At 59.1% G+C, this 18361-nt stretch carries 14 protein-coding genes; 5 read left to right on the top strand and 9 right to left on the bottom strand.

What is annotated here, in order from left to right:
• The first annotated feature begins 147 nt into the window (after positions 1 to 147).
• Positions 148 to 1179, top strand: a complete 1032-nt coding sequence (locus tag ACTNB2_RS04220; protein ID WP_441040834.1) for a 3-deoxy-7-phosphoheptulonate synthase — start codon at positions 148 to 150, stop codon at positions 1177 to 1179.
• 558 nt (positions 1180 to 1737) lie between these two features.
• On the opposite strand, the gene ACTNB2_RS04215 is transcribed toward ACTNB2_RS04220, so the two are convergent.
• Both ACTNB2_RS04215 and ACTNB2_RS04210 read right to left on the bottom strand, forming a co-directional pair.
• Positions 1738 to 3939, bottom strand: coding sequence for an FtsX-like permease family protein (locus ACTNB2_RS04215; RefSeq protein WP_441040835.1), 2202 nt, complete (start codon positions 3937 to 3939; stop codon positions 1738 to 1740).
• Entirely contained in the window at positions 3929 to 4714 is a 786-nt protein-coding gene (locus ACTNB2_RS04210) for an ABC transporter ATP-binding protein (protein WP_154514962.1), read from the bottom strand. Before ACTNB2_RS04210 ends, ACTNB2_RS04215 begins: the two co-directional genes overlap by 11 nt.
• A gap of 262 nt (positions 4715 to 4976) precedes the next feature.
• Between ACTNB2_RS04210 and vsr the strand changes: the two genes are divergently transcribed.
• On the top strand, positions 4977 to 5966 hold the full coding sequence (gene vsr / locus ACTNB2_RS04205; protein WP_441040837.1) for a DNA mismatch endonuclease Vsr: 990 nt from the start codon (positions 4977 to 4979) through the stop codon (positions 5964 to 5966).
• 688 nt (positions 5967 to 6654) lie between these two features.
• Here vsr and ACTNB2_RS04200 read toward each other — a convergent pair.
• Positions 6655 to 7512: a class II fructose-bisphosphate aldolase gene (locus tag ACTNB2_RS04200; RefSeq protein ID WP_022095149.1), complete on the bottom strand. Its 858-nt coding sequence runs from the start codon at positions 7510 to 7512 to the stop codon at positions 6655 to 6657.
• Positions 7513 to 7846: 334 nt separating this feature from the next.
• Here ACTNB2_RS04200 and ACTNB2_RS04195 point away from each other — a divergent pair, with 334 nt between their 5' ends.
• Positions 7847 to 8650: a DeoR/GlpR family DNA-binding transcription regulator gene (locus tag ACTNB2_RS04195; protein ID WP_441040839.1), complete on the top strand. Its 804-nt coding sequence runs from the start codon at positions 7847 to 7849 to the stop codon at positions 8648 to 8650.
• A gap of 64 nt (positions 8651 to 8714) precedes the next feature.
• On the opposite strand, the gene ACTNB2_RS04190 is transcribed toward ACTNB2_RS04195, so the two are convergent.
• Both ACTNB2_RS04190 and ACTNB2_RS04185 read right to left on the bottom strand, forming a co-directional pair.
• Positions 8715 to 9875 carry an FprA family A-type flavoprotein gene (locus tag ACTNB2_RS04190; protein ID WP_441040841.1) on the bottom strand — a complete coding sequence of 387 codons (1161 nt, stop codon included), beginning with the start codon at positions 9873 to 9875 and terminating at the stop codon, positions 8715 to 8717.
• Positions 9876 to 10004: 129 nt separating this feature from the next.
• Positions 10005 to 10991: a LacI family DNA-binding transcriptional regulator gene (locus ACTNB2_RS04185; protein WP_441040921.1), complete on the bottom strand. Its 987-nt coding sequence runs from the start codon at positions 10989 to 10991 to the stop codon at positions 10005 to 10007.
• A gap of 383 nt (positions 10992 to 11374) precedes the next feature.
• Here ACTNB2_RS04185 and ACTNB2_RS04180 point away from each other — a divergent pair, with 383 nt between their 5' ends.
• Positions 11375 to 12580 (top strand): galactokinase, encoded by a 1206-nt coding sequence (locus ACTNB2_RS04180; protein WP_441040843.1) that lies wholly within the window; start codon positions 11375 to 11377, stop codon positions 12578 to 12580.
• Positions 12571 to 14199 (top strand): UDP-glucose--hexose-1-phosphate uridylyltransferase, encoded by a 1629-nt coding sequence (locus tag ACTNB2_RS04175; protein WP_441040844.1) that lies wholly within the window; start codon positions 12571 to 12573, stop codon positions 14197 to 14199. Before ACTNB2_RS04180 ends, ACTNB2_RS04175 begins: the two co-directional genes overlap by 10 nt.
• A gap of 269 nt (positions 14200 to 14468) precedes the next feature.
• Here ACTNB2_RS04175 and ACTNB2_RS04170 read toward each other — a convergent pair whose 3' ends face one another.
• The 4 genes from ACTNB2_RS04170 to ACTNB2_RS04155 form a co-directional block, all read right to left on the bottom strand.
• Positions 14469 to 15404, bottom strand: a complete 936-nt coding sequence (locus tag ACTNB2_RS04170; RefSeq protein WP_441044784.1) for a hexose kinase — start codon at positions 15402 to 15404, stop codon at positions 14469 to 14471.
• Positions 15405 to 15749: 345 nt separating this feature from the next.
• Positions 15750 to 16274, bottom strand: coding sequence for a galactose-6-phosphate isomerase subunit LacB (gene lacB / locus ACTNB2_RS04165; protein WP_346981957.1), 525 nt, complete (start codon positions 16272 to 16274; stop codon positions 15750 to 15752).
• 63 nt (positions 16275 to 16337) lie between these two features.
• A complete protein-coding gene (gene lacA, locus ACTNB2_RS04160) occupies positions 16338 to 16766 on the bottom strand; it encodes a galactose-6-phosphate isomerase subunit LacA (protein ID WP_006234830.1) in 429 nt (142 codons plus the stop codon).
• Between the two features lie 310 nt (positions 16767 to 17076).
• Entirely contained in the window at positions 17077 to 18087 is a 1011-nt protein-coding gene (locus ACTNB2_RS04155) for a hypothetical protein (protein WP_441040848.1), read from the bottom strand.
• Between the last annotated feature and the right edge of the window lie 274 nt (positions 18088 to 18361).

Below are 18361 nucleotides of genomic sequence, written 5' to 3'. Positions count from 1 at the left end.
TTTGCCCAGATAAAACCTGCCAAAATAAACCTGTCCCTTTTTGGCAGGTTTTGGGGTGACGAGGGCTTGCACTTTAGCGTGCGACAGCGGATAATGCCGAGCATTCGACAATGCACACTTTGTCTTATTTGATTGAGGAGGCCCCGTATGGCCATGGAATTCAAGCGCAGGTTGCCGATCCCCATGGAAATCCGCGAGGAAATGCCGCTTTCCGCCGATCTTACCGCCAAAAAACAGGCATTCGACGCCGAGGTCGCCAAGGTCTTTACCGGCGAGGACGCGCGCAAGGTGCTCATCATCGGCCCGTGCTCTGCCGACCGCGAGGACTCGGTGCTTGAGTACATGAACCGACTGGCCAAGGTCGCCGAAGAGGTCAAGGACAAACTCATCATCATTCCGCGCGTCTATACCAACAAGCCGCGCACCAAGGGCACTGGCTACAAGGGCCTGCTGCACAACCCCAACCCCGAGGCTCCCGACGACCTGCTCGAGGGCGTCAAGGCCATCCGCCGTATGCACCTGCGCGTCATCGAGGAGACCGGTTTCTTTACCGCCGATGAGATGCTCTACCCGTCCAACTACCAGTACCTCGTCGACCTGCTGAGCTACGTCGCCGTGGGCGCGCGCTCGGTCGAGAACCAGGAGCATCGTCTGGTGTCGAGCGGCATTTCGGTGCCTGTGGGCATGAAGAACCCCACCGCCGGTTCCACCACCGTTATGCTCAACTCCATCTACGCCGCCCAGGCACATCAAAGCTTCATCTTCCGCAACTGGGAGGTCGAGTGCGACGGCAATCCGCTCGCGCACGCCGTCATGCGTGGCTACATTGGTCTCGACGGTCGTACCTACCCCAATTACCACTACGAGCATCTGGAGCGTCTGGCTGAGCGCTATACCGAGCATGCCGGCTACGCCAACCCGGCGGCGATCATCGACTGCAACCACGACAACTCGGGCAAGCGCCCGCTGGAGCAGCACCGCATCTGCAAGGAGGTGCTCGACAGCTGCCGCCGCAACGAGTCCATCTCCAAGCTGGTCAAGGGCTTTATGATCGAATCCTACCTGGAGGACGGTAACCAGTCTGTCGACGGCGGCGTCTTTGGCAAGTCCATCACCGACCCGTGCCTGGACTGGGAAAAGACCGACTACCTCATCCACGAGATCGCAGAGCGGGTGTAGGTTACGGCGTTTTACCAAACCGCGTAACTACTCGACGCTGCGCGGGCCGCATTTGGACAATCTGACGCTCAACTTCAAGGGCGCGACCAGAAGGTCAGCGCCCTTTCGTTTCACGTCACCTTGTCTCAAATGCGGCCCGCTCGCTGTCCGTCCTCTACCTGCGGCGCCGTCTTGCTCCGAACGCGACAGTTAGGGACGTTCCTTTTCTGCCGGCAGTCTGGGACATTCCTTGGGGTAGTCGTTGGGGACGCTCTTGTTTGACTAGTCGTTTAAGAACGTCCCCAACGACTACCGGGGGAGTTGCCTTCCCTCGCGGCGGTCTTCTAGCAGAAAAACCAAGTGAGTAGGCTTTTTGCAGGAGGCCAAGCACGCCCCAAAACGCCACAGCTCTGACCTGCGGTTTTATTGAGCATTTGTCGCGATGTGCTCGGCAGGTTCAAAAAAGTCTACTCACTTGTATCTGAGACGCACCAGGTTGGAAAAAACCGCCGCGAAAGGGCCCCTGGTCCCTTCGCGGCGGTCATACGCCTCTGATTTTGCGACGATTTTGCCCGCTTGTTATTCGCTGTAGCGGGTGGCTATGGCAGCTCGCACCATTTCGGCACTCATGAGGTAGGTCACCAGGAAGTAGCCACCGTATGCTGCCAGGAAGATCGCGCAGGTGAGGCCCACGGTGCCGCCGATGCTCATATTTCCGAATATGCTCACCAGCTCGATAATCACCTTAAGTGCCACAAAGGAGTGCGCCAGACCCACTGCCAGCGGGAACAGGAAGAATACCGCCTGCTGCGCCATCACCGAATGGCGAATCTGGCGGTCGTCGCAGCCGATCTGTGCCAGCACACGATAGCTGCGGCAGCCGTCGGCCACGTTGGAGAGTTGCTGGATCGACAGAATCGCCGCGCATGCAACAACCAATACAAAGCCGATGTAGATGGCTAGGTAGCTAATAAGACCGTTCATTTGCGCTGCTTGCGTGTACATCTCGGAGCGTGTGATGAAGGTTCCCCAAAACCCCGGCTCTTTGCCGTCAACGAGCAGATTGTCGAGCAAAGTGTATTCAATGCTCTCGTCTGCCTCGGTCGTATCCATCCCCTGTTTGTAGTTAACGAGCAGGCTACTGGAATACGGCTGCAGATTAAGTTGGGACAACAGCTCGTCGGCAACGACGACGGTACCCGGATTACTGCCCATCGCCGAGTTGGCGATGGCCGCCGTATCTTCGTCCGACTTATCGGTTGCGGGCTTGAGCGTATGCCCGCCCAAGGTAAGGGCATGGCCGCCAGCCATATACTTGGTGTACAGGTCGACCAGCTCGCCGCCCATATCACACGTGAGCAAATACTGGTCGTGACCGATGTGCACCGGCTCCTCGCCCATCATCTGGCGCAGTTTGTTGTACTGGCTCGCCGGCGTCACAAACAGACCCATCGCATCGGCATTGCTACCCCCGAACGCCTTTGGAAGCTTTTCGCCCATGATCTTGCACATCTCACTTGGGGTCACCGAAGGATTCGAGCCGCCAACCGGGTAACTCAGATACGAATCGATCTGTACATGCTCACCGGCAACATCGGCGATATTGACCTTCTTGCCGGTCTCGTCGTTGTTGTCCGCCGACTTGCCCTTACCGTGCCATGCGGGGTACAAATCGACCGTTGTATCGGCCAGCACCATGCGATCGGCCTCAGACGGATTGACATACTCTTTGTAGTAGTCGAGCGTATCGGGCGTGTAATAGACATACGTCTGCGACATATCGGCCGGCGTATAGCGCTCCAGGTTTTCGTTCATCACATTGGCAATCGACATACCGCACGTCACCGAGGTGATGGCCAAAAACAGGAGCATCGCGATGACGCCCATCGAAAAGCACACCGTGTTGACCTTGGCCGCAAGCTGGCGCACGGTAAACATGTTGAGGCCGCGCCAATACACGCCGCGCAGGCTCTGCAGCAGCTTGATAAGCATGCCCGAGAGTCCCCAAAACAGGGCAAAGGTACCCACGGTAACCATAGCGGTCGTAATGCCAAACTGGTTCATGGCCTCTTGCAGCTTGCTGTCCGTCGCGGTTAGCGGGAACCCATCACGTAGCAGACGGTAATAGGCCACGCCCACAAGCACCACGCCCACGGCAAAGATGGCAATCGCGATCCAGGGGTTGCGTGTCTTGATGCTCTCGTTGCGACGCTCGGCACCCATAAGCTCGATGAGTTTGGTACGACGCACGGCGCGAAGGTTCAGCAGTAGCGTGAGCACAAACATTACGAGCATGCAGGCAAGGGTCAGGTTGAACGCATGCACCGAGAAAAAGAAGTGGAAATTGGCGATCTGTGTCTTAAAGAGCGAGGCCGTAAAGAACGTCATGAGCTGGGAGAGTCCCACACCCAGCACAATGCCGGCGACAAAGGCCACAACCGATACTATCACGGTCTCGAGCGCCATGATCGTGGCGACGCGCCCGCGCCCCATACCGAGCACCTGGTACAGGCCAAACTCCTTCTTGCGGCGTTTCATAATGAAGTTATTGGCATACACCATCAAAAAGGCCATGACACCGGCCAAAAAGTACGTCAGGTAGCCGAGCATGCTGCCCATAACCTGCGCCAAGCCCTCTTCATCGATTCCGGCGATGTCGACCTGCATCGAGATGGTGTTAAAGGCATAGAAGACCGTGACGCCCAGGGTGAGCGTCAAAAGGTAGACGAGGTAGTCGCGGCCGGCGCGGCGGACGTTGCCCCAAGCGAGTTTACAGAGCATCGGAGCCCTCACCGCCCATCATGGCAACGACCTCCATAATGCGGTCGAAGAACTCGCGGCGGTCGGTGTCTCCGCGGCGCAGCTCGGTGAAGATCTTGCCGTCGCGAATAAACAGCACACGGCTCGTGTAGCTGGCGGCAAAGCTGTCGTGCGTGACCATGAGCACGGTGGCGCGCAGGCGGCGGTTAAGGGCCTCCAGGCTCTCGAGCAGCAGGCGAGCGCTCTTGGAATCGAGGGCGCCGGTGGGCTCGTCGGCCATGATCATGGTGGGGTCGGTGACGAGCGCGCGAGCCGCGGCAACGCGCTGCTGCTGACCGCCGGACATCTGGTAGGGATACTTGTCGAGCACCTGACTGATGGACAGGCGCGCTGCCACATCCTGCACGCGGGTCGAGATCTCTGCCGAGTTTGTGCGGGCGATGGTGAGCGGCAGGGCGATGTTCTCGCGTGCCGTGAGCGTATCGAGCAGGTTGGAGTCCTGGAAGATAAAGCCGAGCTCCTCGCGGCGGAACTGCGAAAGCTTAGCCTGCTTCATGCGCGTCACGTCCTGGCCGTTGATGCGGATCGCGCCACTTGTGGCACTATCGATGGTCGACACGCAGTTGAGCAACGTCGACTTGCCCGAGCCCGAAGCGCCCATGATGCCAACGAATTCGCCGCGGTTGACGGTAAAGCTGACGTCGTTGAGCGCGCGGGTCACGTTGCCCAGCGCTCCGTATACCTTTTCGAGATGCACGACTTCCAGTACCGGGGTCGCCATGTGCGTGGTTTGCATACCGAGTCCTTTCTTGCGATTAGTCTACGGCATCTATAGTCGCAAGAAGCCGAGTCGGCTACCATCGATATCGCTTACGCTTGCCTTACCGTTGCGTAAGGTAGGGGTAGTCTTTTTGGGACGGGGCTTTTTTAGCTACCCTATCCGTAGCCTTCGAAGCATGAGGCCGCATTTGACATAGGGCAGCTAAAAAAGCCCCGTCCCAAAAAGACTACCCAAATGAGCTGCCTTGTCATGTGTTGATGCTGAGAGAGGACTCCTGTTGAAGACTGTTCATGTTGCCGCTGGGATCATTCGCAAGGAAGGATCTGACGAGCTGCTTGCCGTGCAGCGCGGCTACGGCGACATGCGGGGACTTTGGGAGTTTCCCGGCGGCAAGCTCATGCGCGGCGAGACGCCCGAGGACGCCGTACGCCGCGAGCTCATGGAAGAGCTGCAGGTAAAAGTCACCAACCTGCGCGATTTCTATACCGTTGAGTACGACTACCCCGATTTTCATCTCTCCATGGAGTGCTACTACTGCTCGCTCGCCGATGACTCCGATGAGCCCCAGAAGCACGACCGCCAGCTCGATATCCGCTGGATTCCGCGCACCTCGCTTGCCACCGTTGAGTGGATGCCCGCCGACAAAGGGCTTATCGATGCTCTGATTGAGTTGAAGGAAGATCGGCTTGAGGCCAACGGCGCCGCCGATGACGCCACGCCCAACACGGCCGACAAACCCGCCACCAAGCCCAAGCGCGCACCTAAGCGCCGCAGCAAAAATCGTCCCAAGCCCGGTCTGCTCGACGGCATCGATACCTCGGACCTCTCCGCTGACGAGCGCGAACTGGTGCGCCGTCGCGCCGCTATAAAAAAGTCCATGAAGGGCAACAAGCGCGCCAACACCAAACCCGAGCTGCTCGTTCGCCAGCGCCTGCGGGCAGCGGGCCTTACGGGATACCGTCTGGAATGGAAGGTACCCGGCAAGCCTGACATCGCCTTTCCCGGGCGCAAGATCGCCATTTTCGTCAACGGCTGCTTTTGGCATCGCTGCCCTAAGTGCAATCCGAGCCAGCCCAAGCGCAATGTTGAGTTTTGGGAGGCAAAGTTTCGCCGCAACGTCGAGCGCGACCGAGCCGCCATCGACGCGCTTACCCGAATGGGCTGGACGCCCATCACCGTCTGGGAATGTGAGCTCAAGAAAGACCGCATCGACGCCACCATGGAAAAGGTCATCGAACAGGTACGCGCCGCCGCACCGCAGCGCTAACAGCGATCATTCACACGCTCCGCACGTCCGCGCCACAAACCTTAGAAAGCCCTTAAGCTCAAAACCTTTCAAGAGTGTTATTCGATACCTTTGACCTGCAGTTTCACTGTTATAACAAACCTGATTAAGCCTTTCTTTAGTGCTTCTTTGCAGCAGCCGCGGCATAATACTGCCAACGAACGGGACCTAGCAGCACACCCCGTGCGCAACCTTTTGGTGGACATCGAGGAGGCCGCATAAGCATGCATTCTTCCAATGACGCAGCACAGCAGCCATCCCTAAAACATGCAGACCTTTTCTCCTTCCCCCCGACACAGAGAAACGGCCTCCTCGACTCCCCCACCACAAAAGCCAAACGCTCAACCGATCAGAATCTCAACTTGCGAGCATCGTTCGAAAAGCTCCAAGCATCCCTAAACAAGTCATTCCCCAACCAAGCCCGGGCATACTAGTCCCCCATCAACAAAGAAGCCCTAGCGCCCCACCCCTTCAGCCCCAACGCCACAAGGGCGATCGAGCAGGGCCGTCCGGAAACGGAAAAGGGCCTATCTCTCAGAACATTCCGCAGGACGGAGGAAGCCCCGCAGCGCGTGCGCGCAGCGGGGCTTCCGACATGTCCGAGGACGTTCTGAGAGATAGGCCCTTTTCCGTTTCCGGACGGCCCGGTGGGATCAGAGTACCCTTGCTGTTACTCTGCTTTGCCCACAGAGTTGAGGTTGGTCATGCGAATCTTAACCAGCTCGGTGATCTCACGCATGCCCTCCTTGGCCGGCTTCTTGGGATCGAAGCAGGCGGGGTTCTCGGCCATGTAGGCCATGAAGCCCTTGGTGTAGGCCTGACGCAGCTCGGTAGCGTAGTTAACCTTGCAGATGCCGTTCTTCACAGCCTCGGCAACCTGCTCATCGGGCACACCGGAAGTGCCGTGCAGAACCAGCGGCACGTCGACGGCGTCGCGGATGGCCTTGACCACGGACTGCTCGATGTGCGGATCGCTCGTGTACACGCCGTGGCTGGTGCCAACGCCAATGGCCAGCGAGGTGCAGCCGGTGCGCTCGACGAACTCCTTGGCCTCGGCAGGATCGGTGTAGGGGCTCTCGCCCTCAACCGCGGGACCGTCGTCCTCCTTGCCGCCAACCTTGCCGAGCTCGGCCTCGACGGGCACGCCCATGGCGCGGCCAGCGTCAGCGACGGACTTGGTCAGGGCAATGTTGTCCTCAAAGGACTCGTGCGAGCCGTCGATCATGACGGAGGTGTAGCCCGTGCGGAAAGCCTGCATGCAGCGGTCATAGCCATCGCCGTGATCGAGGTGCAGAGCGACGGGCACGGAAGCGCGCTCGGCAGCGGCCTTCACCATGCCGTAGAAGTAGTCCAGACCAGCGGTCTTGATGGTGCCCGGGGTGGTCTGCATGATGACGGGGGACTTGGTCTCCTCGGCAGCGGCCAGAACGGCCATAACAAACTCGAGGTTCTCGACGTTGAACGCGCCGACGGCGTAGTGGCCGGCCTGAGCGTCCTTGAGCATCTTTTCGGTGGTAACAAGTGCCATGAGCGTTTGCTCCTCTCCCTCGCCCGCATCTGGACATCGGGCGTAGTTGTTCACAAGGCGTTTTACCTTGCGTTTTACTGCGCTCATTGTATGAAATTCAGCGGCTTTGCACGTACGAGATATTGAGTCCATGCAGGCCAATACAGTCGTTTTTGAAAAGTAAACGGAAGGAATCGGAACCGAGTGGGCGTGTTCGATATTGAATTTTGAGCGTTTAGCGTCTTTCTTTTATAGAAAAGATAAGTAATCGAAAGGTGTTTTCTTACTCAAAAAGAAAATGAACGAAAATAGAGTCAACACAATTCCTGCAAATTTAGCCGAGAATGGAGCAAACATGGCCCAAGCTACCAACCGCGCTTTTGCTGACGAGCGCCGTACCGCCATTATGGAAATACTCGAGCATAACGCCTCGGTGCAGGTAGCAGAAATCGCCCAGACCTTTGGTGTGTCCTCCGTCACCGCCCGCGCCGACCTGGACGCGCTCGCCGAAGCAGGCAAGCTGCGTCGCACACATGGTGGTGCCGTATCGCTCCACAAACGCCTGACCGTCTCCACGCAAGATCGCCGCATCAATGTCAACGTCGCCGCCAAGCAGGCCATCGCGCAAAGCGCCATCGAGCTCGTTAATGACGGCGACACGCTGCTCGTCGACTCGGGCACCACGGCGCTCGAATTCGTCCGGCTCCTCGATCAGCGCGACGGCATCACCGTTATCACGGCCGACATTACCATCGCCGATTATATTGACGAGAGCATGCCCTCGGTCGATGTCGTCATGCTGGGCGGGGCACTGCGCAAAGGTCATCGCTATCTGTACGGCCCACTTACCATGCAGGCGCTCCAAATGGTCCACGCCGACCTTGCCGTCATGTGTCCTGGCGCTTTTGTTCCCGGCTGCGGTTTTACGACCGACTTTCCGCAGATGGCCGAGACCAAAACGGCTATGGTCGGTGCCGCCCGTCAAAGCGTCGCCCTCATGGACGCCAGTAAGGTCAACGGACGCGGCATGTACCGTTTTGCCGAGCTTGCCGACGTCGACATCATCGTGATGGACAGCGACCCCGACGCCGCCGTCGCCACCTCAATCGCCGAGGCCGCCGACAGCGCACGTCCAGCCCTCATCATCGCTGGCGCTTAAACAAAAACCACCACAAAGGGCCTGTCCCTTTGTGGTGGTTTTGCCCGTTAAAAGCGAAATATCGCTACTTGGAAAGCTCGTCGGCGAGGGCCTCGATCTGGGCGCGCGATGTGTCGTTGAGCGAGCCCAGGACAGTCACCTTGTTCTGCGCCAGGGTGATGTCCTTCATGCCCTCGAGCTCCCTGGTCATAACCTTGGCAGCGGCGGGCGTCCAGGAACCGGCCTCGACGAGCGCCACGGTGCGGTTCTGGTAGGCATGCTCGGCGAGCGTGTGGATAAAGGTGCTCATGAACGGGAAGATCTCGCCCTGATAGGTGATAGAGGCGAGCACCAGGCGGTCATAGCGGAACGCATCCTCAACGGCCTCGGCCATGTCGTCGCGAGCCAGGTCAAAGACGGAAACCTTCTGGCCGCGAGCCTCGAGCGCTGCGGCGAGCTCCTCGACAGCGGCCTTCAGATGGCCGTAGACGCTCGCGTAGGCAATGGTGATGCCCTCGTCCTCGGGCTGATAGCTCGACCAGGTGTTGTAGGTGTCGAGGTAATAGCCCAGATTCTCGGTAAGGACAGGACCGTGGAGCGGGCAGATGATCTGAATATCCAGATCGGCAGCCTTTTTGAGCACGGCCTGCACAAACTTGCCGAACTTACCGACGATGCCAAAGTAGTAGCGGCGAGCCTCACAAGCCCAGCCCTCGGGATCCTCGATGTCGTTGGCGCCAAACTTGCCAAAGCCGTCGGCGCTAAAGAGCACCTTGTCGGTGACCTCATAGGAGAAGAGCACCTCGGGCCAGTGAACATTGGGGGCGCCGATAAAGGTCAGGCTGTGGGCGCCCAGGTCGAGCACATCGCCCTCTTTGACAACCATTTTGCGCTCGGGGAAGTCGGTGCCAAAGTAGTTGACCATCATGCGGAAAGCACCCATGCTGGCCACAATCTGCGCCTGGGGATAGCGCTCCATAAAGGCGGCGATACCGGCGGAGTGATCAGGCTCCATATGATGGATGACCAGGTAGTCGGGCGTACGGCCATCGAGCGCGGCCTCGAGGTTGCCGAGCCACTCGTCGACAAAACCACCGTCGACCGAATCGGCGACAGCGATTTTATCGCCCAAGATAACGTAGCTGTTGTATGCCATACCGTTCTCGGACACATCGTACTGGCCCTCGAACAGGTCAATGTCGTGGTCGTCGACGCCAATGTAGCGGATATCCTTGGTGATCTCCATCAGACAAAGCCTCCTAGATAGACAAAATAACTTGTCTATCATAGCACTTGGCAGCATTCCAACTGTTATCTGCCGGCATCCTTACCGATTGTTATTGAAATACGATAAATCGTCGTTTACCTGCGCAAACTATGAGCGTGGCATCGCCGTGCTATGTCGAATAATGAGCTGGCCGGGAATACGGATAGCAACGGTTTTGCCCGCCGTACCCGCCTCGGGAACCGCGTGCTCAAACACCTCGCGTCCACGCTGATGTAAATCGAATCGAACGGTCGTGAGCTCGTTATGCGCGACAAAGTCGTCGAGCGAATCGTCGACGCCCACCACGCTTACGTCCTCGGGCACGCGCAGGCCGCTATCACGCAGCGCGGCAATCGCGCCATTTGCCATCTGATCGTTTGCCGCATAAATCGCCGTCATGGTGCGATCGTGCTCGGCCAGGTACCTGCCGGCCTCGTAGCCGCTGTTGGCAGACCAGTCGCCCTCGAGCGGCGCCTGCGGCTTAATGTGCTTGTGCTCGAGCGCATCCTGCCAGCCGGCGCGACGAAATTGCTCGTCGACCGAGAACGACGGGCCGCCAATATAGCGAATTTGCTCGTGCCCCAGCTCAAACAGATGATCCATAAGCAAGAGCGAGCAGCCGTAATGGTCGGAGTCGACCGTGGTCACCCGCGGGTGCGCGTACATGGTAACAATAACCGTGCCAATGCCCGGCAGCGGATCAAACGTCTCAAAATCGGGCGCCATACGACTCATGCCGATGATAATGCCGTCCACCGGCAGCGCAGCCATACGACGCGTGGCCTCGGCAAGCGAAAACTCCTCGGTCTTGGACATCTCGACCAGCGTGATGGCGCAATTATGCTCGCGAGCAGCGCTGGCGATGCCGTCGATCATTGAGAGGTTGCCAAACTTGGTGATATCGTTGACGCACAGACCGACCGAATGGTAACGGCCGTCGCGCAGCGAGCGACCGGCATAACTCGGACGAAAACCGAGCTCTTGCATAGCGGCCTGCACGCGGTGGCGCGTCTGCTCGTTAACGTTGGGCAAGCCGTTGGCGACGCGCGAAACCGTCTGCTGCGAAACACCGGCAGCGCGGGCGACGTCGGCCATGGAGACCGGACGCGTACCTGTATCGTTGGACGAGTGCCTTGCCACAGAATCACCTTCACCCTTGCGAAATCTGAATAGCGTGCATGCCGACCCGGGCAGAAATATATCCCGCTCCGAGGCCCGCTATCGTCGGACGCATGTTAACGTACTCTACTTTTTCTATCTGCATCTCTTCTGCTTTATAAGTCCATACGGCGGTACCGTTCACGGCTGTAATTCTACCGACTACCGGATTCTCAAAAAGTGGCAAGCGTTGTGTTATGAGTACGTTAACATAGCGCGTAACGTGCGATATCGTGAACACTTGGTTCATGCCGCTTCAAGTTGTTAACGTACTCATAACGACGCAAAACTCGCCCGTGCGCGCCAAAGAAAGGACTCCCATGACCACCCCCGACGAAAAGACACTCACCTTGCTCACCAAGCTGTTTGAGGAGGAGTTTGGACCCATCGGCGACCGCCAGGTGCTCTACGTGCACGCACCCGGGCGTTCTGAGATCAGCGGCAATCACACCGATCACGAGGGCGGCCATGTTATCGCCGGCTCGCTCGATGTCGCCGTTGACGGTATCGCCGTGGCAACCGACTCCAACAAGATCCGCGTCGCCGACGAGGGCTATCCTACCTTTGAGATCACGCTCGATACGCTAGATGTTCAGGAGTCCGAGAAGGGCACGTCCGCAAGCCTCGTCCGCGGCATGGCCCATGAGATTGCAGCTCTGGGCGTTGAGCCCCAGGGCTTCGACTTCGCCTTCACCTGCTCCGTTCCCTCGGGCGGCGGTCTTTCGAGCTCCGCTGCTGTCGAGGCGGCGTACGGTCGTGCCATGGAGGCGCTCTGGGGCGCACCCACTATTGAGCCCGTCGCGCTCGCCCAGATGAGCCAGCGCACCGAGAACAACTATTACGGCAAGCCCTGCGGTCTTATGGACCAGGCCGCCGTTTGCTTGGGCGGCCTTGCCTACATGGACTTTGAGGACCAGGCTCAGCCTAAAACCCAGAAGCTCGAACTCAACTTTGAGGATCACGGCTATGCGCTCGTGCTCGTTAAGGTTGGCGCCGACCATGTGGCAGCTACCGACGACTACGCCGCCGTTCCGCGCGAGATGCAGGACATCGCCGCCGAGTTTGGCAAGACACGCCTGTGCGAGGTAAACGTGGCGGATTTTGACGCCAAGCTCCCCGAGCTACGCGCCAAGCTGGGCGACCGCGCCTGCCTGCGCGCCGTTCACTACTGGTACGAGAACGGCCTGGTCGATAAGCGCTGGGCAGCCCTTAGCGCCGGCGACATCGACCAGTTCCTGGTCCTGACGCGCGAGTCCGGTGCCAGCTCCGCCATGTACCTGCAGAATGTCGTCGCCAAACTGGGCTCCGAGCAACCTTCCATGTATGCCTTGGCGCTGGCCGAGCATGTGCTCGACGGCCGCGGCGCCGTCCGCATCCACGGTGGCGGCTTTGGTGGCACCATCCAGGCCTTCGTGCCGCTCGACCTGGTCGACACCTTCATCACCAAGATGAACGGCTGGCTGGGCGAGGGCTCTGCCCGCCACTACGCAATTTCTGACAAGGGGGCTTACGCGGCATGGCTGTAATGACTGATGTGCGCGAGGCCGCGCAGGGCCTGATTGAGTATGCCATCCATCGATCCATGATCGGACAGGATGACCGCATCTGGGCCTACAACACCATTCTCGAGTGCATCGGCGCCACGGGTCCTGCGCTCGACATGGCTTGGGCGATGCAGAACGAGAAGCTCTCGCTCTTGCACCCCGATACGCTCCCCAATTTTGACCTGGAGGGCACGCTTGCCGCGCTTTCCGAGGACGCCGTTGCCAACGGCGCTGCCGAGGACACGGCGTCGGGCCGCGACCGCATCGCCATGCGCATCATGGGCGCGCTCATGCCGAGGCCTTCGGTTGTAAACGAGGAGTTCAACGGACGCATGGGCGTCAACGAACCCCGCGCCGCGACCGACTGGTTCTATGGTCTGTGCTGTGACGCCGGTTACGTGCGCCGCGCCGCCATCGCGCGCAATATCAAATGGAGCACCCCCACCAACTGGGGCGACCTGGAAATCACCATTAACCTGTCGAAGCCCGAGAAGGACCCGCGCGACATTGCCGCGGCCGGCGCCGCAAAGAACACGGGCGAGAAGTATCCCGCCTGTCAACTGTGCATCGAGAACGAGGGCTACCCTGGACGCTCCGCCGCAGCCGACGGCGGCGCCCATCCCGCTCGCCAGAACCTGCGCGTTATCCCCATCCAGCTCAACGGCGAGCGCTGGGGCTTCCAGTACAGCCCGTACGCGTACTTTAACGAGCACTGCATTGCTATGAGCTCCGAGCATCGCCCGATGCACGTCGACCGTAAGGGACTGACCTGCCTGTTCGATTTTGTGGACCTGTTCCCGCACTACTTTATTGGCTCCAACGCCGACCTGCCCATCGTGGGCGGCTCGATTCTGTCGCACGACCACTTCCAGGGCGGCGCGCACGAGTTCCCCATGATGCATGCCGCCGAGGTCTCGCAGTTTAACGTGCCCGGCTTTGACCAGGTCAGCGGTACCGTGTTGCAGTGGCCGCTTTCGGTGCTGAGACTGCGCTCGCACGACCGCGCCCAGCTGCTCGACGCCGCCGAGAAGATTATCCTCGCCTGGCGCGAGTGGACAGATGAGTCTGTGGGCGTCATCGCGCACACAGCCGACGGCGTGGCGCATAACACTGTGACGCCCGTCATACGCCGCGTCGACTCTCGCGGCAATGCCGGCGGCGAGATCTACGAGGCCTACCTGGCGCTTCGCTGCAACATCACAACCGACGAGCATCCGCTGGGCGTATTTCACCCGCATGCCGAGTACCACCATATTAAGAAGGAGAACATCGGCCTGATCGAGGTCATGGGCCTGGCCATTTTGCCGCCGCGCTTGGTTCCCGAGCTCGGCGCTGTCCGCGAGCACTTGCTGGCAGCCAAGGCCGATGTCAGTTACGACCTTGCCGGCGCGCTCGAGGGCGACGACCTTTGCCGCAGCCACGCCGCATGGGCCGAGGACGTCTTTGCCCGCCGCGCCGACGAGCTTACGGCCGACAACGCCATCGACATCCTGCACGAGGAGGTCGGCATGGTGTTTGGCCACGTGCTCGACAACGCCGGCGTTTTTAAATGGGACGAAGCCGGTCGCGCCGCCCAGCAGCGCTTTATCGACTCGCTGTAATGATCCCTTGGGGACGGAGGAAAACGGATCATTTCGTCTTCAAGACAACGGCGCCCGCCGGCAACACCGCCGGCGGGCGCCGTTTTTGGTGCAAGGGCAGCTATTTTGGGACGGGGCTATTTTGACTACTTTGCATCTAGAAGTAGTCAAAATAGCCCCGTCCCAAATTAGCTGCCTCTCATGAGAGTGGAAAATCTCCCACTCTAAGCCCGCTTGCGAGCCCAAAATGGGAGATTATCCACTCTCGTTTTGTTCGGTACGCCGTAACTCTAAAGTTCGGTTACCTCTACGCTGTTGTAGACCTCGTCCCAGCGGTCCATGACCAGGTGGCCGGTCTTGGGATCCATGGCGTTGAGCTTGCCGCAGGTATTGGCGGTCTTGAGCACCGTGACGTCGTCGGCACCAGCAGCAATGGCATGCGCAAAACCGGCGATGGTCGAGTCACCGGAACCCGTCGCGTTTACAGCCGCAATCGCGGGCGTCTTGGCGCGGAACGCGCGGCCCTCATGGAAGCCCACCGAGCCGGCAGCGCCCATCGAAACGACGACCCAGGGGATACCGGCAAAACGGTCATCGGCGGCAAGCGCCTCGCGCAGAGCATCGACATCATCGGTCGTAAAGGACGTACCCAGCAGGCCGTTAATCTCGGTCAGGTTGGGCTTTACGAGCTCGGGCTTAGCTGCGGACTCCAGCGCGGCCTCCAGCGATGCACCCGAGGTGTCGAGTAGCACCTTGGCGCCCGCCTCTTCGGCGATCTTGACGAGCTCGGCATAGTAGCCGGCATCGACGCCGCGCGGCAGCGAGCCCGAAAGCGTCACAACGTCCGCCTTCGCTGCAAGCTCGGCGAACTTGGCCGTAAAGGCCTCGAGCTCTGCCGGGTCGATCTGCGGGCCGCTCTCCAAAAGCTCGGTCTGATTACCCTCGTGCAGAATATTCAGGCAAATACGCGTCTCGCCGGCAATGGGTACAAAGTCGTTCTTGACGCCGTCGGCATCCATAAGCTCGGCCATATAGGCACCCATGTGACCGCCAAGCAGGCCAGTCGCGAGCACATCGTCGCCCAACTGCAGCAGCACACGGCTCACGTTGAGGCCCTTACCGCCAGCGGTCTTTTCGGGCGTCACACGGTTAACATCGTCGATGACCAGCTTATCGAGCTGATAGCGCGTATCAATCGACGGGTTCATGGTAACAGTCAGAATCATATTGAACTCCTGTTTAGAAAACCGGCCCGCGCCCCCTCACAGAAACGCGAGCCGTCAATTGAAAAGCTGCAGAATGCCGGGTACCGCCAAGAGCGAAGCACTCAAGCCAAGCAAGCAAACGTGTTATCGGAGCAGCTTACCGAACCAGAAAGCTTCGCAACAACAGCGGTAACCCCACAGGTGCCCCCAACGTCAGCGAGCGGCGATCAGGTGCCCCAGGTCGCCGCGAAAGAGGAGCGACGCGTACTTCATGTACGCGAGCGACGGTTTGAGTGGCGAGATGGGGTACCTGGGCGTCGCGCAGCGTCGACCCGTTACGCGGTTTGGCAAAACCGCGTAACCCCACTAGTCGTGATACTCGCCGCGGTCCCACTTCTCCAGGAACTCGTCAAAGAAGTGCGGGTCAGCCTGAGCCTCGGCGTCGGCCTTATTGCAGGCATCGATCTTGGCGATCAGGGCATCGTGCTCGGGGGTCTTCTCGTAGGGCTCCTCCAGGAAGGCAAGCATGATATCGGCCATCAGGAACTCACCGGTGATCTTGCCGCCAAAGCCCACGATGTTGGCGTTGAGCTCGCGACGGGCATACAGGGCAGAGGTCATGTCGCGAACCAGGGCACAGCGGGCGCCGGGAACCTTGTTGACGGCGTTGGTGATGCCGATGCCGGTGCCGCACAGGGCCACGCCAAAGTCGGCCTTGCCGCTGGCAACAGCCTCGCCCACGGCCTTACCGTAGATGGGATAGTGCGTACGGGTGTGGCTGTAGGTGCCGCAGTCGAGCACCTGGTAGCCAGCCTGCTCCAGGCGGTCGGCCAGATAGATCTTCTCGTCCGTAACGATATGGTCGCAACCGATTGCGATGGTCTTCTTCATCAGAACGTCCTTTCGTCTGAATTCACAAGTTGAGGTAGAAGTTCGAGTTCTCGGTGGCTCTCGTTAGGCCATCTTGTTGAGCATGTCGACACGGATCTGGTGACGGCCGCCGGCGTACTGTGCACGCAGGAACTCGCGGGCGATCTTCTTGGCGACCTCGGTGCCCACAACGCCCGGGCCCATGGTGACCATGCGTGAGCCGTTGTGCTCGCGGGTCATGTAGGCGGAACGCTCGTCGGAAATGTTAGCGACGACCATGCCCTTGATCTTGACGGCGGCCATATAGGAGCCGACACCGTACTTATCGAATGCGAAGCCCTGGGAATCCTTGTGCTCCAGCAGGTCCTTGGCAACGGCGGTAGCGGAATCGACAAAGTCCGCGGCAGGGGTCTCGGAATAGTCGACGACCTCGTGACCATCGGCGATGAGCATCTCCTTGATGGACTCCTTCATCGACATGCCGTCGGCATCGGAAGCGATTACAACCCTCATGACATCCTCCTTGAGAGATACGCAGGTGCGTTGTTTCTGTTTGGAAGTGTTGAATCTCGTTCAGGTCCGGGCATCTGAATGTGCGATTCTTCACTGTTCATGTTTATTTGAACACATTCGAACAGTAACTGCAACAACTATTTGTTTATCTTTGTTCTTTTTTGAACAAATACCGTTCACGGATGATTGCTGACCGTTTGGACCGGGCGCGGGCGTAGCGACCATGTGTTCAACAAACAAAAGGGCGGCCGAGAACGTGTCTCGGCCGCCCTTCGGCGGTATGCCCCGGTATATACGGCAGCTTTAGCTACTAGGACTGCCCGCCCTTCTTGGCATGCTTGGACGGATTGCCCAGAAAGCGGCCCGTCAAATAATTCGTCGGCCCGGAAATATCAATCCCCAGCAGTGTGTGCCCCAGCCACAAAAACGCCGCGAGCACCAGCAATGGGATAACGCACGAGGTCACTACCATCACAATGACGCCTTCGATCAGATCGGTCACCTGCTGCACAATCTCATCGGTCATCTGCTTGGCGCCGCTGGTCACCGTCGTGACGAGACCCGAGGCACCGTCGGCAAGCTGTTCAAGCACGTTCTTGGACTCTGCGGACTCAGTCTTTTTCTTGGTTGCTTTGGAGCTATCGCTATCTACCGCACTCGCAGCGTCAGTCGCCTTTTGCTCGGCCGCCTCGATGCTCACTCGATACGTTTCATCGACCTTCTGCGACACCCATACGCTCGCGGGCACCAACACCATGCTAATGATGGCGACCACCAGCACACGCGTTGCCACGCGACGAATGACCGTGCTCGTGCTCCAGCGTCCGTGAATGCCAAGCGACGCTGCAAAGAGCACCAGCGCAAACGGGATCAGGATGCCCAGGCCAACCGACCACAAAATCGTGAGTAAATATTTCTCTAGGTATAGCACGGCAAGCACGATACCAAGATTACCCGAAAGCTGTGCGAGCTGCTCGGCAACCGGCGTTCCCGTATCGCCCGGCAGCGCAGTGATACCCGCAGATAGGGCGACGCACGAGGTCGTGAGCGCCAATACATTGCCCTTCTTTTGATCGATGACCTCGATGGTAGAGTCCCAAGTCTTGGTATCGGCAAAATGCGGACGAGCCACAAACCCCGACAGCAGCGCCAGTACCACGAGCGCAACGATGAGGCAAATCTGCAGTTTTTTGTTTGCGCACACGACATCGGATAGGCTGGGCTGCAGCTCGGTCACCGTTGTTTGCTCGGTTATCTGGACAGGACGCCCATGAGCCATCTCGCTCGCGTCTCTCTTTTGAATCGATCCGTTGTCCGGCATTTGGATACCTCCTCATTCCGGCGTTTAATGCGAAAGGAAGTATACCCATCGAGCAAAAATCGAACGGGAGGAGGCGCAACGGGCTGCCGCATGACCCGCTTGCCACGAAATGGGCCCATCTACTACGTTTAACTGCCCATCCCCGACCATGCCCCGTGGCGTAAAAACAAAACCACAGGTAGAACGCCTGCAGTTTTCCATGAAACGCGGGTATGGACGGGGGTATCGGGTTAAACGTAGTAGATGCGTCAGTTTCGTGGCGACGCTGCCAACC

The sequence above is a fragment of the Collinsella sp. HCP28S3_G2 genome, assembly GCF_052065125.1.
Classification (GTDB): domain Bacteria; phylum Actinomycetota; class Coriobacteriia; order Coriobacteriales; family Coriobacteriaceae; genus Collinsella.
Note: the sequence above shows the minus strand (reverse complement) of the source record. Positions and strands in the feature narration are given on the sequence as shown.